Below are 18,180 nucleotides of genomic sequence, written 5' to 3' on the forward strand. Positions count from 1 at the left end.
TAAGCTGGTGGCCTACCGGGCGCCTTCGCTGACTCCTACACTGGAGCAAAGTAGGCGCCGCGCCCGGAGTCCGCCATGTCGAAAGCCCGTTCCCCGCATGCCGCCGTGCTGGCCGGCATCCTCTGCGCATGGCTGTGCCTGCCGCCGGCTGCCGCCGCACCCCAGCCGCCCGCTCCCGCGCAGGCGCAGACCCGCGACGCTGTTGCCGCCTATGAGTTGGGCCGCTTCGACGAGGCCTTGCAGGGCTTCTCCAGCGCCGCGCGCCAGGGCAACCGCCTTGCGCAATTCAACTACGCGATGATGCTGCTGCGTGGCGAGGGCACTGCCGCGCGGCCACAAGAGGCATTAGTGTGGCTGCGCAAGGCGGCCGACAATGGCATGACGCATGCGCAATACACCTGGGGCGATCTTTACGAGCGCGGCGAGCTGGTGCCGAAATCGCTGGAAGAGGCGAACCGCTGGTATGAGCGCGCGGCGCAAGGCGGGCACGTGCAGGCGCAGATGGAGCTGGCGACGAATTACTTCACCGGGCGTGGCTTGCCGCGCGACTATGCGCAGGCGTTTGCGTGGTACCGGCGCGCGGCGAGTGCGGGGGATGGTGGCGCGCAGTACATCGTCGGCAGCTTCTATGAGCACGGCGAGCCTGGCGTGGTGGACCGGGATATCGAGCAGGCGAAGATCTGGTACGCGCGCTCGGCGGCACACGGAGATCCGGGGGCGCTGGCGAAGTTGCGGTCGCTGCTGGAGGAGACGGTGAGGGGGAGGGCGGGGATGTGAAGGGCGCGTCGGAGTACGCAAACCTTCATTGACTGAAGGCCGGCTCCCTCTCCCGCAAGCGGGAGAGGGAGCAAACAATCGGGTTAGGTGCGGCCTCTCAGCCCAGTTTCTTCCTCAGCAGCTCGTTCACCTGCGCCGGATTCGCCTTGCCCTTGGTCGCCTTCATCGCCTGGCCGACCAGCGCGTTGAACGCCTTTTCCTTGCCCGAGCGGAATTCCTCCACCGACTTGGCATTGGCCGCCAGCACGTCGTCGATGATCTTTTCCAGCTCGCCGCTGTCCGACATCTGCTTCAGGCCCTTGGCGGCGATGATGGCGTCGGCATCGCCGTCGTGCTCGCCCGCCCACATGGCCGGGAACACGTCCTTCTTGGCGGTGTTGTTCGATACCGTGCCGTCCGCGATGCGCGCCAGCAGCCTGGCCAGCTGCGCCGGCTTGACCGGTGCGTCGTCGATGGCGATGCCTTCGCGGTTCAGCTGCGACGCCACGTCGCCCATCAGCCAGTTGGCGGCGGGCTTGGCGTTGGCGGTGCCGGCATCGGCAACCACGGCCTCGTAGTAGGCGGCAAATGCCTTGGTCGAGGTCAGCGTGGTCGCGTCATACGCTGACAGGCCGTATTGCGACACGAAGCGCGCCTGCATCGCGGCCGGCAGCTCGGGCAGGGCATCGCGCACGCGCTCGATCCAGGCCGGTTCGATCTCCAGCGGCATCAGGTCCGGATCCGGGAAGTAGCGGTAGTCGTGCGCGTCTTCCTTGGTGCGCATCGCGCGGGTTTCGCCGGTGTCCGGATCGAACAGCACGGTGGCCTGCTGGATCTTGCGGCCGTCCTCGATCTCGGCGATCTGCCACTGCACTTCGTATTCGATGGCCTGCTGCAGGAAGCGGAACGAGTTCAGGTTCTTGATCTCGCGGCGGGTGCCGAATTCCTTCTGCCCGTACGGGCGCACCGATACGTTGGCGTCGCAGCGGAAGCTGCCTTCCTGCATGTTGCCGTCGCAGATGCCCAGCCACACTACCAGCGAATGCAGCGCCTTGGCGTAGGCCACCGCTTCGGCGGCGCTGCGCATGTCGGGCTCGGTGACGATCTCGAGCAGCGGCGTGCCGGCGCGGTTGAGGTCGATCCCGGTCATGCCGGCAAAGTCCTCGTGCAGCGACTTGCCCGCGTCTTCTTCCAGGTGCGCGCGCGTCAGGTTGACGGTCTTTTCGTAGAATTCGCCCTTCTTGCCTTCGACCTGGATGGTGATGGTGCCGCCCTGGACCACCGGGATCTCGTACTGGCTGATCTGGTAGCCCTTGGGCAGGTCAGGGTAGAAGTAATTCTTGCGCGCGAAGACGCTGCGCGGCGCGATGGTGGCGCCGATTGCCAGGCCGAACTGGATCGCGCGCTCGACCGCGCCCTTGTTGAGCACCGGCAGCACGCCGGGCAGCGCCAGGTCCACCGGCGAGGCTTGCGTGTTGGCCTCGGCCCCGAAGGCGGTCGAGGTGCCGGAGAAAATCTTGGAGGCCGTCGAAAGCTGCGCGTGCGTTTCGAGGCCGATCACCACTTCCCATTGCATGGCGGTATTCCTGTTCGGTTCTTTCGTTCTGTCTGTTGCGGCGGGGCGGCGGGCCGCCCCGGGTTCGGTCTGTCTGGCGTCTGTCCGGCTGTGGCCCTCAGGGCTCGGGGCTGGCAAGCCAGGAATCGAGTTGCGCAAGCGCCGCGGCGCGCGCGACCGCGTCGCCGCCGACGGTAACCGCGCGCGCCTTGCGTACGCCGCCGGCGCTGTTGCTGCTCGCGGGCACGTCGCGGCGGACGTGCAGCTCGCTGGTGCCGTCAAAGCCGTGATGGGCGCCGGGGTAGATCTCCAGCCGGAAGCGCGCGTTGGGCTGGCGCGCCAGCACGGCGGACTGCAGCATGGCGCAGCGCGTGGCGGGCGTCCAGTCGTCGGCGCCGCCGATCATCAGCAGCACGGGCGCGCGCAGCCGGTAATCGTGCTGGCGCACCGCGCGCTTGCAGCCGGGGTAGAACGCGACGGCGCGCTCCACTTGCGGCGTGCCCGTCGGCCACGGACGGCTGGCGTCGACGGTGGCCAGCACCGCCTGCGCGCCGTTGGACCAGCCCAGCAGCACGATGCGCGCGGGGTCGACGCCCGGCTGGGTGCCCAGCCAGCGCAATGCTGCCAGCGCATCGGCGCGGCGCGTGCGGTCGTCGATGCCGCGGTTGTCGATCGGCTCGGTGCAGGTGCCGTGAGGCTTGCCACGGGCGCTGAAGCTGTCCGGCATCAGCACCGCGTAGCCGCGCGCGGTCAGCCACTGGGCGTATTCGCGGTAGCGTTGCTGCAGCAGCGCCGACGCGTCGGCGCCGTAATCTGCGGCCACGGTGGTCATGGGCTCGTGCGGGGACAGCAGGCCGCCGCAGCCATGCAGCGCTACCACCACCGGCAGCGCACGTGGCGAGGCGCCTTCGCGCGGCACGAACCAGTAGGCGGTCAGCGCCGGCGTGGCCGCGTCGCCGCGCAGCAGCACGCGTTGCGCGGGCACAGGAGCTGAGCTCGGGGCTGCCGTTGCCGGCGCGGCTCCCTGGCGCGTCACCGTGCCGGGCGCCAGCGCGCCGGCCGGCGACAGCAGCGGCGGCTGCACCAGCGCCGGCGCCGGCAGGTCGGGTGTATGCGCCGCGGCGCCGCCCGACCATGCAACCAGGCCGAACGCCAGCACCGCTGCCGCAGTGCGGCGCGCGGCGCGGACGGCGCTTGCGGTGTCGGGTCGGGGCCGGAAGGCGGGTGTGCGCGGCATGGCGGTGGCGATATCAGCGGGTATCAGCGCGTGGCGGCGCAGCCGCCGCTGCCGGGCTCGAACATCACGGGCCAGGCCTGTTCGTAGATGCCGGCCGTGCAGCGCTGCTGGCAGTTGGCATGCGCCAGCGTGACGCGGCGCGGGTCCTGCCAGACCATCAGCTTGCAGCCGCTGCCGTCGTTGGCGCGCAGCTCGATATGCGGCCTCTTCTGGACCTGGCGGAAGTCGGCCAGGTTGAAGGTGCACGAGCCGCGCCGGCCCACCCACAGTTTCCACGAGAGCTGCTGCACGGTGTTGTCGGAAACGCGCAACTGGGCATCCTCGCGGAAGCCGTCTTCCTCGGTGCGGCGGCAGTCGCCGGCCAGGTCGATGTCGCGGCTGGCGATGGGCGTGGGCTTGCCGATGATCGGCAGCTGGATGCAGCCCGCCACCAGCGTGGCGAATACCAGGGCGGCGAGCAGCCGGAGGAAGGTCGGGGTCATGGTCAGGCCTTGGCGGGGCGGCGCAGGTGCCAGTCGGTCGCCTGCTGGAACGCATGCGCGGTCTGCAGCAGGCGCGCTTCGTCGAAGTAGTTGCCGATCAGTTGCAGGCCGACCGGCATGTTGCCATCGCCGAAGCCGCACGGCACGCTCATGCCGGGCAGGCCGGCCAGGCTGGTCGACAGCGTGAAGATATCGGCCAGGTACATCTGCACCGGGTCCGAGGACTTCTCGCCCAGCTTCCAGGCCACCGTCGGCGCCACCGGACCCATGATCACGTCACACTGGGCGAAGGCGCGCTGGAAGTCGTCGGCGATGATGCGGCGGATCTTCTGCGCCTGCAGGTAGTAGGCGTCGTAGTAGCCATGCGACAGCACGTACGTGCCGACCATGATGCGGCGCTTGACCTCGGCGCCGAAGCCTTCGGCACGGGTCTTCTTGTACATGTCGAGCAGGTCGCGGTACTCGGCGGCGCGGTGGCCGTAGCGCACGCCGTCGAAGCGCGACAGGTTCGACGAAGCCTCCGCCGGCGCGATCACGTAGTACACCGGGATCGACAGCTCGGTCTTGGGCAGCGTCACCTCGACCAGCGTGGCGCCCAGCTTTTCATACTCGGCCAGCGCGGCGCGCACGGCCTGCTCGACGTCTGCCGACAGGCCCTTGCCGAAGTACTCCTTCGGCAGGCCGATGCGCAGGCCCGCCAGCGGGCGCTCGGCGCTGGCGCCGGCGCGCGGCTGGCCCAGCAGGCGGGTGTAGTCCTCCTCCACGCCGCCTTGCTCCGGCGGGATGCTGGTCGAGTCCTTCGGGTCGAAGCCGGCCATGGCGTTGAGCAGCAGCGCGCAGTCCTCGGCCGAGTGCGCCATCGGGCCGCCCTGGTCCAGCGACGAGGCGAACGCGATCATGCCGTAGCGCGACACGCGGCCGTAGGTCGGCTTGATGCCGGTGATGCCCGAGAACGACGCCGGCTGGCGGATCGAGCCGCCGGTGTCGGTGCCGGTGGCGGCGGGCGCCAGGCCCGCGGCGACGGCCGCGGCCGAGCCGCCCGACGAACCGCCGGGCACGCGGCTGGTGTCCCAGGGATTGCGCACCGGCCCGAAATGCGAGTTCTCGTTGGACGAGCCCATCGCGAATTCGTCCATGTTGGTCTTGCCCAGCGTGACCATGCCGGCGGCGGCCATGCGCTCGACCACGGTGGCGTCAAACGGGCTTTCGTAGCTGTCCAGCATCTTCGAGCCGGCGGTGGCGCGCCAGCCGCGGGTGACGAACACGTCCTTGTGCGCGACCGGCACGCCGGTCAGCGGCGCGGCTTCGCCGCGCGCGCGGCGCTCGTCGGCGGCGCGCGCCTGCGCCAGGGTGCGCTCGGGGTCGACGTGGATAAAGGCGTTGAGCGCGGCGGCCTGCTCGATGCGGGACAGGTACTCGCGCGCGAGTTCCTCGGCGGAGACGGTGCGCGCGGCCAGGGCGTCGGCGAGCTGGCGCAGGGAGGTCACGGAATCAGCGGAAAAGGGCATGACAGTCGGGTTGGCATTCGGGGTGGCGTACTGGCTGGGGCGGCCGGGGCGGCAAGGTTCTGCGAGATTCGCCAGGTTCGGCAAGGCGCGCGGCCGGCGCAGGTCACTCGATGACCTTGGGCACCAGGTACAGCCCGTTCTCGGTGGCCGGGGCGGGACGCTGGTAATCGTCGCGGCGGTCGTTCTCGGTGACCGCGTCGTCGCGCAGGCGCTGCACCATGTCGCGTACGGCCGACAGCGGGTGCGCCAGCGGTTCGATGCCGGTGGTGTCGACCGCCTGCATCTGCTCGACCAGCGAGAAAAAGTTGTTCAGCTGCGCAAGCGTCTGTTCGGCCTCGGCATCGCTGGTTTCGATGCGGGCCAGGTGGGCGATGCGCTTGACGTCGGATAGGTCGAGGGCCATGGCGTGGTGGTTCGGATGCTCGGATGCGGAAGGTGCCGGCAGCGGCCGGCGGCCGGCCGTGCGGCGGTGACGTCGCGCGGTCGGCCAAGGCGTCTCCGGAGCGCTGCAACGGCGCAACGGAGTCGTCGGAATTACAGGGTTTTTCAGGCCGTAAACGCCCGAAGCAGCAGGAATTATAAGGTATCATTGCGTGCTCCCGACCTTTGGCAACGCCTTCGTCACTTTGCCGCAGGCCGCTCCCCGGCTGGCCCGCCGTGCCTGGCGGCCGAAGGTGCCCGAAGGGCGAACCTGGGTCCTCTGATTAGGCCTTTGCCACCGGCCACGACAGCCCGAATTCAACGGGTCCTGACGCGCCGGTGCCTGCACATTTTCGTGCGCATTGTCGCGAACTTTTTCGCGAGGCCTAATCAAAGGTTCCCGTAGGGCTGGCCCGCGCGGCATGCCGGCGGCGGCGCCGACCCCGACTCCAATCCAGCACCCCGGCCGGGCACCCCGCGCCGGAGCGTGGGCGGGCCGGGAAGCCGAGAACCGTTCCGTATTCAACACCCAAGTACTTCGTGGCCGGGCCGCCCGCGGCGCCGGCCGCTTCGCCTACCCGCGAACACCATCACAGACAGGATTCCTGATGTTCGGATTTCTCCGCAGCTACTTCTCCAACGACCTGGCGATCGACCTCGGCACCGCCAACACGCTGATCTACATGCGCGACAAGGGCATCGTGCTGGACGAGCCCTCGGTCGTCGCGATCCGCCAGGAAGGCGGTCCCAACGCCAAGAAGACGATCACGGCGGTGGGCAAGGAAGCCAAGCAGATGCTGGGCAAGGTGCCGGGCAACATCGAAGCGATCCGTCCGATGAAGGACGGCGTGATCGCCGACTTCACCGTCACCGAGCAGATGCTCAAGCAATTCATCAAGATGGTGCACGACAGCAAACTGCTGCGCCCGAGCCCGCGGATCATCATCTGCGTGCCGTGCGGCTCGACCCAGGTCGAGCGTCGCGCCATCCGTGAATCGGCCCTGGGCGCCGGTGCCAGCCAGGTGTACCTGATCGAGGAGCCGATGTCGGCCGCGATCGGCGCCGGCCTGCCGGTGTCGGAGCCGTCGGGCTCGATGGTGGTGGACATCGGCGGCGGCACCACCGAGGTGGGCATCATCTCGCTGGGCGGCATGGTCTACAAGGGTTCGGTGCGCGTCGGCGGCGACAAGTTCGACGAGGCCATCGTCAACTACATCCGCCGCAACTACGGCATGCTGATCGGCGAGCAGACCGCCGAAGCGATCAAGAAGGAAATCGGCTCGGCCTTCCCGGGCTCCGAAGTCCGCGAGATGGAAGTCAAGGGCCGCAACCTGTCCGAGGGCATCCCGCGCGCCTTTACCGTTTCGTCCAATGAAATCCTGGAAGCCCTGACCGATCCGCTGAACCAGATCGTGTCGGCGGTGAAGATCGCGCTGGAACAGACCCCGCCGGAACTGGGCGCCGACATCGCCGAGCGCGGCATGATGCTGACCGGCGGCGGCGCGCTGCTGCGCGACCTGGATCGCCTGCTGGCCGAGGAAACCGGCCTGCCGGTGCTGGTCGCCGAAGACCCGCTGACCTGCGTGGTGCGCGGCTCCGGCATGGCGCTGGAGCGCATGGACAAGCTGGGCAGCATCTTCTCCTACGAGTAAGCACCAGGAACTGCACGTGGCGATGCGCGGGCTGCCGGATCGTTGGATCAGGGCGGTGTCGCGGCGCCGCATCGGCCGGGGGATCGCCCCGGCAACGCCCGCCGCCCTGCGGCGCCGTGCCCCCGCCGGGCGCGGCACCGCGGGCGGCGCGGTGTTTGCGGCATTCGCATGCGTGCACCGGCCTGCGTTCGGGTAAATGGATTACTCTCCTCCGCCGCTCTTCAAGCAAGGCTCCTCCGCTGTCGCCAGGCTGGTGCTCTACGTGGGCATCGCGCTGGCGCTGCTGGTGGTCGACGCCCGTTTCAATGCGCTCAGCGTGGGCCGGCAGGTGGCCGCCACCGTGCTGATGCCGGTCGAGCGCCTGGTGCTGGTGCCGCGCGACGCGCTGCGCACCGCGTTCGACTACGCGCAGTCGTCGGCGATACTCGCCTCCGAGAACCGCGAGCTGCGCCAGATCGCGGTGCAGCAGGCCGAGGCCTCGGTGCGCCAGGCACAGCTGGAGGCCGAGAACAACCAGCTGCGCAAGCTGCTGGGGCTGGCCCGGCAATCGGCCACGCCGGTGACGGCGGCCGAGATCCTCTATGACGCACGCGACCCCTACAGCCAGCGCATCGTGATCGACAAGGGCAGCCAGCAAGGCATGCGCGCCGGCTACCCGGTGATCGACGAGCGCGGCGTGGTGGGCCAGGTCACGCGGGTGTCGCCGTTCCAGTCCGAAGTGACGCTGCTGACCGACAAGGACCAGGCGATTCCCGTGCAGGTGGTGCGCAACGGCCTGCGCAGCGTGGCCTTCGGCGGCGCGCGCGCGGGCCAGCTGGACCTGCGCTTCATGGCCGCCGCCGCCGATCTGCAGCAGGGCGACCTGCTGGTGACATCGGGGCTGGACGGCATCTATCCGCCGGGGCTGCCGGTGGCGAAGATCGTCCAAATCGAGCGCAAGGCCGACACCGCGTTCTCGCGCATCTACTGCGAGCCGGTGGCCGGCGTGCGCGCGCACCGTCAGCTGCTGGTGGTGCGCTATGACTCCGCCATCCCGCCGCGCGAATCGGTCGAGGCCAAGCCCGACGCGCCGGCCAAGGGCGCCAAGTCCGCCGCGGCACGCGCGGCCGCGGCCAGCGCCGCGGCGGCCAGGGATGCCAAGGAGGGTCAACGGTGACCAATCCCCAATACCTGCTGCGGCCCGTCAATCCCGCGTTTATCGCGCTCAGCTTCGTGCTGGCATTCCTGTTCAACCTGATGCCGTGGGGCGACACGCTGTGGATCCCCGACATGGTGGCGCTGGTGCTGGTGTTCTGGAACATCCACCAGCCGCGCAAGGTGGGCATGGGCGTGGCCTTTGCGCTGGGCCTGCTGATGGACGTGCACGATGCGCGCCTGCTGGGCGAGCATGCGCTGGCCTATACGCTGCTGGCCTACTTTGCCATCACCATCCACCGCCGCGTGCTGTGGTTCACGGTCTATACGCAGGCGCTGCACGTGCTGCCGCTGCTGTTCATCGCGCACGCGGTGCCGGTGCTGATCCGCCTGGCGATGGGCGCGCCGCTGCCGGGCTGGCCGCTGCTGCTCGCGCCGGCGATCGAGGCGCTGCTGTGGCCGCTGGCGACCAGCCTGCTGCTGGCGCCGCAGCGCCGTTCGAGCGATGTCGACGAGACGCGTCCGATCTGACGCCCGGATTTGACGCCACTCATCCCTAACAGGCCCCGCGCAGTACCATGACCGAAATCCGCAACGTCGAACTGGAAATCGGCCGCTTCCGCATCCGCGTGGCGGCCGCGGCCCTGTTCACGGTGATCTGCTTTGGCCTGCTGTTCTCGCGCTTCCTGTGGCTGCAGTGGTACAAGCATGACCAGTACTCGGCCAAGGCGGAGGACAACCGCATCTCGGTGGCGCCGATCGAGCCCAACCGCGGCATCATCATGGACCGCAACGGCATCGTGCTGGCGCGCAATTATTCGGCGTACACGCTGGAGATCACGCCGTCCAAGCTGACCGATACGCTGGACAACACCATCGAGGGCCTGTCGGGGCTGGTGGAGATCCAGCCGCGCGACCGGCGCCGCTTCAAGCGGCTGATGGAAGAGTCGCGCAGCTTTGAAAGCCTGCCGATCCGCAGCCAGCTGACCGATGCGGAAGTGGCGCGCTTCTCCGCGCAGCGTTTCCGCTTCCCCGGCGTGGACGTGCGCGCGCGGCTGTTCCGCCAGTACCCGCTGGGCGAGTCAGCCTCGCACGTGATCGGCTACCTGGGGCGCATCTCGCAGCGCGACCAGGAGCGGATCGAGGCCATGGACGAGGCCAACGATGCCGACAGCGCCAAATACGATCCGCGCAGGGACGCCGACAACTACAAGGGCACCAACTACATCGGCAAGATCGGCCTGGAGCAGAGCTACGAGACCGAGCTGCATGGCCTGACCGGCTTCGAGGAAGTGGAAGTCAGCGCCGGCGGGCGCCCGATCCGCACGCTTTCGACCTCGCCCGCCACGCCGGGCAACAACCTGATCCTGTCGCTCGATATCCGCCTGCAGCAGCTGGCCGAGGCGCTCTACGGCGACCGCCGCGGCGCGCTGGTGGCGATCGAGCCGACCACCGGCGACATCCTGGCGTTCGTTTCCAAGCCGACCTTCGATCCCAACCTGTTCGTCGAGGGCATCGACACCAATACCTGGAACGAACTCAACGGCTCGCCCGACAAGCCGCTGCTGAACCGCCCGCTGCGTGGCACCTATCCGCCAGGCTCGACCTACAAGCCGTTCATGGCGCTGGCGGCGCTGAGCACCGGCAAGCGCACCGCAAACTGGGGCATGTCGGATCCGGGCTTCTTCACGCTGGGCAACCACACCTTCCGCGACGACAAGCCGGGCGGCCACGGCTGGGTCGACATGCACAGCTCGATCGTGCATTCGTGCGACACCTACTACTACGCGCTGGCGCGCGACATGGGCGTCAACGGCATCCATGACTTCATGAAGCCGCTGGGCTTCGGCCAGATCACCGGCATCGATATCGAGGGCGAAAGCCGCGGCATCCTGCCGTCGACCGACTGGAAGCGCAAGGCCTACCGCAAGCCCGAGCAGCAGAAATGGTATGACGGCGAGACCATCTCGCTGGGCATCGGCCAGGGCTACAACAGCTTCACCATCCTGCAGCTGGCGCAGGCCACCTCGGTGATCGTCAACAACGGCAAGGTGATGAAGCCTCACCTGGTCAAGGCGGTCGAAGACGCGGTCACGCGCAAGCGCACGCTGACGGTGCCCAAGGAAAGCTACACGATCCCGTTCAAGCAGGCCGACATCGACGTGATCAAGCGCGCCATGGTTGCGGTGACGCACTCAGGCACGGCGGCGCGCGTATTCGCCGGCGCCTCGTATGAGTCGGCCGGCAAGACCGGCACGGCGCAGACCTACAGCCTGTCCAAGGGCGAGAAGTACAACCACCACGCGCTGGCCGAGCACAAGCGCGACCACTCGCTGTATACCGCGTTCGCGCCGGCGGGCCAGCCGAAGATCGCGATCGCGCTGATCGTCGAGAACGCCGGCTTCGGCGCCGCGGTGGCCGCGCCGATCGCGCGCAAGCTGATGGACTATTACCTGACCGGCAAGTGGCCGGCCGAACTGGAGGCAATGGCGCCGCCGGCCAGCGAGCGCGTGGCCGGCCGCCCGCCCGTGGATACGCCGAGCGTGTTCACCACCGGCCAGACCGCCAGCATCGCCAGTGCCACGGTGATGTCCTCCGGCGCCGCCGCCAGCGCCGTGGCCGCGGCCTCCGGCGCGCAGCCGGTGACGCCGGAAGCCATCGCCGCCGCGCTGAACGCGGAGGCAATCGCACCAGCCTCGGCCGTCGAGACGCTGGACCAGCGCATGCTGCAGGCCCTTGGCCACAGCAAGCCCGCGCCGCAGCCGGCCTCCGCCCCCGCCGTGCAGCCCGCCAGGGCGCCCGCGCCCAAACCTCGCGTCAAGCCCGTGTCCGCCAAGGCGGCCAGCGGTGCCGACGCCACCCGCTGAAGGAGACGCGCATGGATCGCCGCCGCGTCATGTCCCTGATCAAGACCGCGCTGACCGGTTTTGACAAACCGCTTTCACTGATCGTCTTTCTGCTGTTCGCCACCGGCATCGTCGCGCTGTACTCGGCCGCCATCGACATGCCGGGCCGCGTCGAAGACCAGCTGCGCAACATCCTGCTGTCTTACGTGGTGATGTTCGTGATTGCCTACCTGCCCACGCAGACGCTGATGCGGGTGGCGGTGCCGATCTACACGATCGGCGTGGCGCTGCTGATCGCGGTGGCGATGTTTGGCCTGATCCGCAAGGGCGCGCGCCGCTGGCTCTATGTCGGCATGGTGATCCAGCCGTCGGAGATCATGAAGATCTCGATGCCGCTGATGCTGGCGTGGTACTTCCAGAAGCGCGAGGGCGTGATCAGGTGGTTCGACTTCATTGTCGCGCTGGGGCTGCTGCTGATCCCGGTCGGCCTGATCGCCAAGCAGCCCGACCTGGGCACCGCGCTGCTGGTGATGGCGGCGGGCCTGTACGTGATCTACTTCGCCGGACTGTCGTGGAAGCTGATCCTGCCGCTGATGGGGCTGCTGGTGGTGGCAATTACATTGCTGATCACGTTCCAGAACGACATATGCGCGCCGGGCGTGAACTGGCCGGTGCTGCACGACTACCAGCAGCACCGCGTGTGCACGCTGCTCGACCCGACCAGCGACCCGCTCGGCAAGGGCTTCCACACCATCCAGTCGATCATCGCGATCGGCTCGGGCGGGGTGGAGGGCAAGGGCTTCCTGAAGGGCACGCAGACCCACCTCGAATTCATCCCCGAGAAGCACACCGACTTCATCTTCGCGGTCTACTCCGAGGAGTTCGGCCTGATCGGCAATGCGCTGCTGCTGGTGCTTTACTTGCTGCTGATATTCCGCGGGCTGTTCATCGCCGCCAACGCGCCGACGCTGTTCTCGCGGCTGTTGGCGGGGTCGATCACGCTGATTTTCTTTACCTATGCCTTCGTCAACATGGGCATGGTCAGCGGGATCCTGCCGGTGGTGGGCGTGCCGCTGCCGCTGATGAGCTATGGCGGGACGGCGCTGGTGACGCTGGGGGCGGGCATCGGCATCTTGCTGAGCATTTCGCGGCAGAAACGGTTGATCCAGACGTAGCGCGGGCGGCACGGAAAAAGGGAACCGACGCCCCTTTGCTAAACTGCCACCCAATTTTCCTCTACCGGTCCAAGCCTCATGAACGCCCAAGACGTTGCCGCCTACCTGCAGAGCCATCCCGAATTCTTCGAAGAGCACGCCGAGCTGCTGGCCGCGGTGCAGCTGACCAGCCCGCACAGCCACCGCGCCGTGTCGCTGCAGGAACGCCAGATGGAAATCCTGCGCGAGAAGAACAAGGGCCTGGAGCTGCGCCTGGCCGACCTGGTGCGCCATGGCCACGAGAACGACCGCACCCAGCAGCGCCTGCACGACTGGCAGCTGCGGCTGCTGGCCGAGGCCGATTCGCACGCGCTGCCGTACGCCGTGCAGGACGGCCTGCAGCAGGTGTTCGACGTGCCGGCCGTGGCGCTCAGGCTGTGGAACGTGGCCGAACAGTACGCCCATATGGAAGTCGCGCAGGGCGCCAGCGAGGACCTGCGCCTGTTTGCCGACGGCCTGCGCGCGCCGTACTGCGGCGCCAACGGCGGCTTCGAGGCGGCGGCGCTGCTGGAGCGCGACGATATCGTCTCGCTGGCGATGGTGGCGCTGCGCGTGCCCATGCGCGCGGCCGATGCCGGTGCTGACATGCAGGGCGCCGCGTTCGGCCTGCTGGTGCTGGGATCGCCGGACCCGCGCCGCTTCCATGAAGGCATGGGCACCGCCTACCTGGCGCAGATCGGCGAAGTCGCCGGCGCCGCGCTGAACCGCCTGCGCGACTGAGGCCGATGCCGTGAGCGCACGCCGGCCGCCGCGCCAGCCCGCTCCCGCGCCGGCGCCGGCGGATGACGGCGCGTCTCCGTCGGCCGATGCAACGTCCGATGCGCGGGTCGATCCGCTGGTCGATCCGCTGGTCGCGCGCTATCTCGACTGGCTGCGCGGCAGCCGCAAGCTGGCCGACCATACCCTTGCCAGCTATAGCCGCGACCTGCGCGTGCTGCAGGCGCATGCCGCGCGCTACGCGCCCGGCGTCGCGTTGCTGGCACTGCAGACCCACCATATCCGCAACTTTGCCGCCCGGCTGCATGGCAGCGGGCTGGCCGGCACCAGCATCGCCCGCACGCTGTCGGCGTGGCGCGGCTTCTACCAGTGGGCGGCGCGCCATGGCCATGGCGTCGCGGTCAATCCGGTCGATGGCGTGCGCGCGCCGAGATCCGGCCATGCGCTGCCCAAGGCGCTGTCGGTCGAGCATGCGGTGGCGCTGGTTGCCCACGCCGGCGGCACCGATGCACAGGCCTTGCGCGACCATGCGGTGCATGAACTGTTCTATTCCAGCGGCCTGCGGCTGTCGGAACTGGTGCAGCTGGACCTGCGCTATGCCAGCGTCGACGGCTACCAGTCCAGCGGCTGGCTCGACCTGGCTGGCGCCGAGGTGACGGTGACCGGCAAGGGCGCACGCCGGCGCACGGTGCCGGTCGGCAGCAAGGCCATCGAGGCGCTGCACGCCTGGATCGCCGTGCGCGACACGCTGTTGCGCCCCGGCGCGGCGCCCGAAGACGCGCATGCGCTGTTCCTGGGGCCGCGCGGGCGGCGGCTGTCGATGCGCACGGTGCAGCTGCGGCTCAAGCAGCACGCGCTGGGCGCTGGCGTGCCGGCCGACGTGCATCCGCATATGCTGCGGCATTCGTTCGCCACGCACGTGCTGCAGTCGTCGGGCGACCTGCGCGCGGTGCAGGAGATGCTGGGGCATGCCAGCATCTCGACCACGCAGATCTATACGGCGCTGGATTTCCAGCACCTGGCGCAGGTCTACGATAAGGCGCACCCGCGCGCGGGACGGCGCTCGGCGCCGCCACCGCCGGACGAGGTGGACGCCGCCGACGACGAAGCCGAAGCCGGCGACTAGATCACTCCCACTGCGCCAGCACCTCGCGGAAGCGCTCGATCTCCGGCATCAGCCAGCTGCGGAAGGCCTGTACCTTGGGCAGGTTCAGCGAGCCCGGCGCACAGACGAAGTACAGCAGCCACGGGCACGGGATGCTGACATCGAACAGCCGCACCACGCGCCCCGCCAGCAGGTCGTTGTAGGCCAGCGACGAGCGGATCAGCGCGATCCCCTGGCCCTCCGACGCGGCCTGCAGCAGCAGCGACGAATCTTCCATCAGCAGGCCCTTGCGCGGCTCGGGCCAGTCCAGCCCGGCGGCCTCGAACCATGGCTTCCACGGATCGCCCTCGCCGCGCAGCAGCGGCAGGCCGGCCATCTCCTCCGGCTTCTGCGGCAGCCGGCCGCCATTGAAGCCGGGGCTGCACATCGGGAAGAAGACGTCGTCGAGCAGCTTTTCCACGTACAGGCCGGGATAGTCGCCGCTGCCCATGCGCAGCGCGATATCGACTTCCTCATGGGCAAAGTTGACCAGCGTGTTCGACGACAGCAGCTCGACATCCAGCTCCGGATGGCGCTCGATAAAGCTTCCGATGCGCGGTGTGAGCCAGCGCGCGGCGAACGAGGGCATGGTGCTGATAGTCAGGCGCTTGTCGCGGTTGCCGGCCTGCAGTACGCGCGTGGCATCGGCGATCTGCAGCAGTGCGTCGCGCACGCGCTCGGCGTAGACGCGGCCCGCCGGGGTCAGCGCCACGCGCTTGCCGTGGCGCTCGAAAAGCGGCAGGCCGAGCTCGTCTTCCAGCGCGCGGATCTGGTGGCTGACCGCGCCGTGGGTGACGAACAACTCCGTCGCCGCGCGCGAAAAACTCTCATGGCGCGCCGCCGCCTCGAACGCGCGCAGGGCGGTCAGTGCCGGCAGGCGCGGCAATTCGCGGTGCCAGCCGCGCGGCAGGTCCTTTTCCCAGGCACTCTTCCAGGCCATGGCTGCCTCCGGTGAAGTCGGGTGTATGTGAGTTTGACTAACAAGAACAAAGAAAATATATCGTTTTGATAGTGTCCGGGCAATCACTAATATTCCTTCACCGGCCCCCGCTGTAGCGATTCACTTAACGGCGAATTCCCTAAGATTTAACTGGCCCGGTCCCCTTGCCGGGCCAGTTTCCGTGGATTCGTTGCCCATAAGCGACAGTGTGGCGCAAGTGCCCCCCGGCCGGCTGAACGGAGAACCTCCATGAAAACCGTGCTCACAACGACCGTGTTCACCCTGAATCCTGGCGAAGTCACCGCCCTGTCGGTACACGCCGCCCAGCGCCTGCATGTCGAGAAAGCCAATGGCATGGACGTATGGCTGACGCGCGAAGGCGATTCGGAGGACTACTGGCTGCGTTGTGGCGGCAGCCTGTTGCTCCGCTCCGGCGACGAGGTGGTGGTCAGCATCGACCCGCGCGCGCAGGAACCGGTACGCCTGGCGCTGATCGCCGAGGCACGCCGTCCGGCGCTGGCGCTGGCCGATGTGCCGCACCTGGTGTACCGCAGCCTGCGCCGGCTGGTTCGAGGCACGGAATGGACGCCTAACCAGGACCAGGCTGCCGCATCCTGAAGCCGACACGGAAGCGGACGGGGTATCGTCCGCGTCACACCGGCGCCGCGCGCACTTGCGCCTGGCCTGGTCGCGTGGCGCGGCCGACGATTTCCCGGCACCGCAAGGCTGACAGTGACAGGGCAGGGCCGGCGCAAGCCGGCCCTTTTCGTTACACTCTCGCCATGCATCCGATTCAGATCATCGAACGCGGCCGCGAGGACTATCAGCCGTGCTTCGACGCGATGCGCGCCTTCACCGCCGCACGCACGCCAGAGACGCCCGACCAGATCTGGCTGGTCGAGCATCCGCCGGTCTACACGCTGGGCCAGGCGGGCGATCCCGCACACCTGCTGTCGCCTGATGACAACATCCCCGTGGTGCAAATCGATCGTGGCGGCCAGATCACTTATCACGGTCCGGGCCAGGTGGTGGCTTACCTGTTGCTCGATTTGCGCCGCCGCCACCTGATGGTGCGCGAGCTGGTCCACGCCATCGAGCAGGCAGTGCTGGACACGCTCGCGGCGTATAATCTCGCAGCCGAACGCAAGCCCGGCGCCCCCGGCATCTACCTGTCCGGCGGGCCGCACCAGGGCGCCAAGATTGCCGCGCTCGGCCTCAAGATCCGCAACGGCTGCAGCTACCATGGCGTCAGCCTCAACGTGCAGATGGACCTGTCGCCGTTCCTGCGCATCAATCCCTGCGGCTATGCCGGACTGGAAACGGTCGACATGGCTACCGCGGGCGCCACCTGCCCGGTGGCGGATGCCGATGGCGCGCCGTTGCCCGTGACCGCGGCACGACAACCCGACATCGCACAGCGCCTGGCGGCTGCATTGTGCGAAGTGCTGGCAGCGCACGAATCCCGCGTGCTGGCGGCAGAAGCCGCCGACGTGAATGCCGACCCGGCCCTGGCCTCCTAGTCAAAAGCGAAATGCACGCTGAGCGCGTGCGGAGAAATGTATGAGCGACGCCCTGATCGCCCCGATCGCATCTTCCAGCGAAGCCCCGCAGTCCCCCGCGGAGGCGTACGACCCGACCCGCAAGCAGAAGTCGGCCGACAAGACCGCACGCATCCCCATCAAGATCGTGCCGGCCGAAAAGCTCAAGAAGCCGGACTGGATCCGCGTGAAGGCCGCCACCGGCAATTCGCGTTTCTACGAGATCAAGGACATCCTGCGCGCCAACAACCTGGTGACGGTGTGCGAGGAAGCCAGCTGCCCCAATATCGGCGAATGCTTCGGCAAGGGCACGGCGACCTTCATGATCATGGGCGACAAGTGCACGCGCCGCTGCCCGTTCTGCGACGTCGGCCATGGCCGCCCGGATCCGCTGGACGTAAATGAGCCCGGCAACCTGGCACGCACCATCTCCCAGCTCAAGCTGAACTACGTGGTGATCACCAGCGTCGACCGCGACGACCTGCGCGACGGCGGTGCCCAGCACTATGTCGACTGCATCTCGCAGACGCGCGAGCTGTCGCCCGACACCCGCATCGAAGTGCTGGTGCCCGACTTCCGCGGCCGCCTGGACAAGGCGCTGGACATCCTGCAGGCCTGCCCGCCTGACGTGATGAACCACAACATGGAAACCGTGCCGCGCCTGTACAAGCAGGCCCGACCGGGCGCGGACTACGCGCACTCGCTCAAGCTGCTGCAGGAATTCAAGCGCCGCAACCCCGACGTGCCGACCAAGTCCGGCCTGATGGTCGGCCTGGGCGAGACCGACGAGGAAATCCTGGAAGTCATGCGCGACATGCGCGCGCATGACATCGACATGCTGACCATCGGCCAGTACCTGGCGCCGTCGAACCATCACCTGCCGGTGCTGCGCTACGTGCATCCGGACACGTTCAAGATGTTCGAGGAAGAGGCTTACAAGATGGGCTTCACCCACGCTGCCGTGGGCGCGATGGTGCGCAGCTCGTACCACGCAGACCAGCAGGCGCATCAGGCGGGGTTTGCCTGATTCGCATCGG

At 68.3% G+C, this 18,180-nt stretch carries 17 protein-coding genes; 11 read left to right on the forward strand and 6 right to left on the reverse strand.

Going from position 1 to position 18,180, the window contains the following annotated elements; genetic code table 11:
* The first annotated feature begins 75 nt into the window (after positions 1 to 75).
* The gene (locus tag J8I34_RS18275) at positions 76 to 777 is read left to right on the forward strand and encodes a tetratricopeptide repeat protein (protein WP_029047798.1); all 702 of its coding nucleotides are present in this window, start codon (positions 76 to 78) and stop codon (positions 775 to 777) included.
* A 97-nt stretch (positions 778 to 874) separates the two neighbouring features.
* Here the strand turns inward: J8I34_RS18275 and gatB are convergent, their stop codons facing one another.
* The 5 genes from gatB to gatC form a co-directional block, all read right to left on the reverse strand.
* Positions 875 to 2,332, reverse strand: coding sequence for an Asp-tRNA(Asn)/Glu-tRNA(Gln) amidotransferase subunit GatB (gene gatB, locus J8I34_RS18280; protein ID WP_029047797.1), 1,458 nt, complete (start codon positions 2,330 to 2,332; stop codon positions 875 to 877).
* A 97-nt stretch (positions 2,333 to 2,429) separates the two neighbouring features.
* Positions 2,430 to 3,548 carry a dienelactone hydrolase family protein gene (locus tag J8I34_RS18285; protein ID WP_029047796.1) on the reverse strand — a complete coding sequence of 373 codons (1,119 nt, stop codon included), beginning with the start codon at positions 3,546 to 3,548 and terminating at the stop codon, positions 2,430 to 2,432.
* A 23-nt stretch (positions 3,549 to 3,571) separates the two neighbouring features.
* Entirely contained in the window at positions 3,572 to 4,030 is a 459-nt protein-coding gene (locus J8I34_RS18290; protein WP_029047795.1) for a hypothetical protein, read from the reverse strand.
* 2 nt (positions 4,031 to 4,032) lie between these two features.
* Positions 4,033 to 5,538, reverse strand: a complete 1,506-nt coding sequence (gene gatA / locus J8I34_RS18295; RefSeq protein WP_029047794.1) for an Asp-tRNA(Asn)/Glu-tRNA(Gln) amidotransferase subunit GatA — start codon at positions 5,536 to 5,538, stop codon at positions 4,033 to 4,035.
* Positions 5,539 to 5,641: 103 nt separating this feature from the next.
* Positions 5,642 to 5,941, reverse strand: a complete 300-nt coding sequence (gatC, locus tag J8I34_RS18300; RefSeq protein ID WP_029047793.1) for an Asp-tRNA(Asn)/Glu-tRNA(Gln) amidotransferase subunit GatC — start codon at positions 5,939 to 5,941, stop codon at positions 5,642 to 5,644.
* Positions 5,942 to 6,566: 625 nt separating this feature from the next.
* Here gatC and J8I34_RS18305 point away from each other — a divergent pair.
* The 7 genes from J8I34_RS18305 (at position 6,567) to J8I34_RS18335 (ending at position 14,647) form a co-directional block, all read left to right on the forward strand.
* The gene (locus J8I34_RS18305) at positions 6,567 to 7,610 is read left to right on the forward strand and encodes a rod shape-determining protein (RefSeq protein ID WP_008648066.1); all 1,044 of its coding nucleotides are present in this window, start codon (positions 6,567 to 6,569) and stop codon (positions 7,608 to 7,610) included.
* Positions 7,611 to 7,806: 196 nt separating this feature from the next.
* On the forward strand, positions 7,807 to 8,766 hold the full coding sequence (mreC, locus tag J8I34_RS18310; RefSeq protein ID WP_209775902.1) for a rod shape-determining protein MreC: 960 nt from the start codon (positions 7,807 to 7,809) through the stop codon (positions 8,764 to 8,766).
* Positions 8,763 to 9,275, forward strand: a complete 513-nt coding sequence (gene mreD, locus J8I34_RS18315; RefSeq protein WP_029047791.1) for a rod shape-determining protein MreD — start codon at positions 8,763 to 8,765, stop codon at positions 9,273 to 9,275. Before mreC ends, mreD begins: the two co-directional genes overlap by 4 nt.
* Before the next feature lie 47 nt (positions 9,276 to 9,322).
* On the forward strand, positions 9,323 to 11,611 hold the full coding sequence (gene mrdA, locus J8I34_RS18320) for a penicillin-binding protein 2 (protein WP_029047790.1): 2,289 nt from the start codon (positions 9,323 to 9,325) through the stop codon (positions 11,609 to 11,611).
* Positions 11,612 to 11,622: 11 nt separating this feature from the next.
* On the forward strand, positions 11,623 to 12,765 hold the full coding sequence (rodA, locus tag J8I34_RS18325; RefSeq protein ID WP_029047789.1) for a rod shape-determining protein RodA: 1,143 nt from the start codon (positions 11,623 to 11,625) through the stop codon (positions 12,763 to 12,765).
* 78 nt (positions 12,766 to 12,843) lie between these two features.
* Positions 12,844 to 13,524, forward strand: coding sequence for a DUF484 family protein (locus J8I34_RS18330; protein ID WP_029047788.1), 681 nt, complete (start codon positions 12,844 to 12,846; stop codon positions 13,522 to 13,524).
* 10 nt (positions 13,525 to 13,534) lie between these two features.
* A complete protein-coding gene (locus tag J8I34_RS18335; RefSeq protein WP_035877831.1) occupies positions 13,535 to 14,647 on the forward strand; it encodes a tyrosine recombinase XerC in 1,113 nt (370 codons plus the stop codon).
* 1 nt (position 14,648) lies between these two features.
* On the opposite strand, the gene J8I34_RS18340 is transcribed toward J8I34_RS18335, so the two are convergent.
* A complete protein-coding gene (locus tag J8I34_RS18340; RefSeq protein ID WP_209760293.1) occupies positions 14,649 to 15,605 on the reverse strand; it encodes a transcriptional regulator GcvA in 957 nt (318 codons plus the stop codon).
* Positions 15,606 to 15,854: 249 nt separating this feature from the next.
* Between J8I34_RS18340 and J8I34_RS18345 the strand changes: the two genes are divergently transcribed.
* The 3 genes from J8I34_RS18345 to lipA all read left to right on the forward strand — a co-directional run bounded on the left by J8I34_RS18345 (position 15,855) and on the right by lipA (position 18,170).
* Positions 15,855 to 16,223, forward strand: a complete 369-nt coding sequence (locus tag J8I34_RS18345; RefSeq protein ID WP_029047785.1) for a DUF2917 domain-containing protein — start codon at positions 15,855 to 15,857, stop codon at positions 16,221 to 16,223.
* Positions 16,224 to 16,387: 164 nt separating this feature from the next.
* Positions 16,388 to 17,125: a lipoyl(octanoyl) transferase LipB gene (gene lipB, locus J8I34_RS18350; RefSeq protein ID WP_209806650.1), complete on the forward strand. Its 738-nt coding sequence runs from the start codon at positions 16,388 to 16,390 to the stop codon at positions 17,123 to 17,125.
* 40 nt (positions 17,126 to 17,165) lie between these two features.
* Complete coding sequence (gene lipA, locus J8I34_RS18355) at positions 17,166 to 18,170, forward strand: lipoyl synthase (RefSeq protein WP_029047783.1); 1,005 nt, start codon at positions 17,166 to 17,168, stop codon at positions 18,168 to 18,170.
* Positions 18,171 to 18,180: the final 10 nt, after the last annotated feature.

It is taken from the genome of Cupriavidus phytohabitans (genome assembly GCF_017815025.1).
Taxonomy (GTDB): Bacteria; Pseudomonadota; Gammaproteobacteria; order Burkholderiales; family Burkholderiaceae; genus Cupriavidus.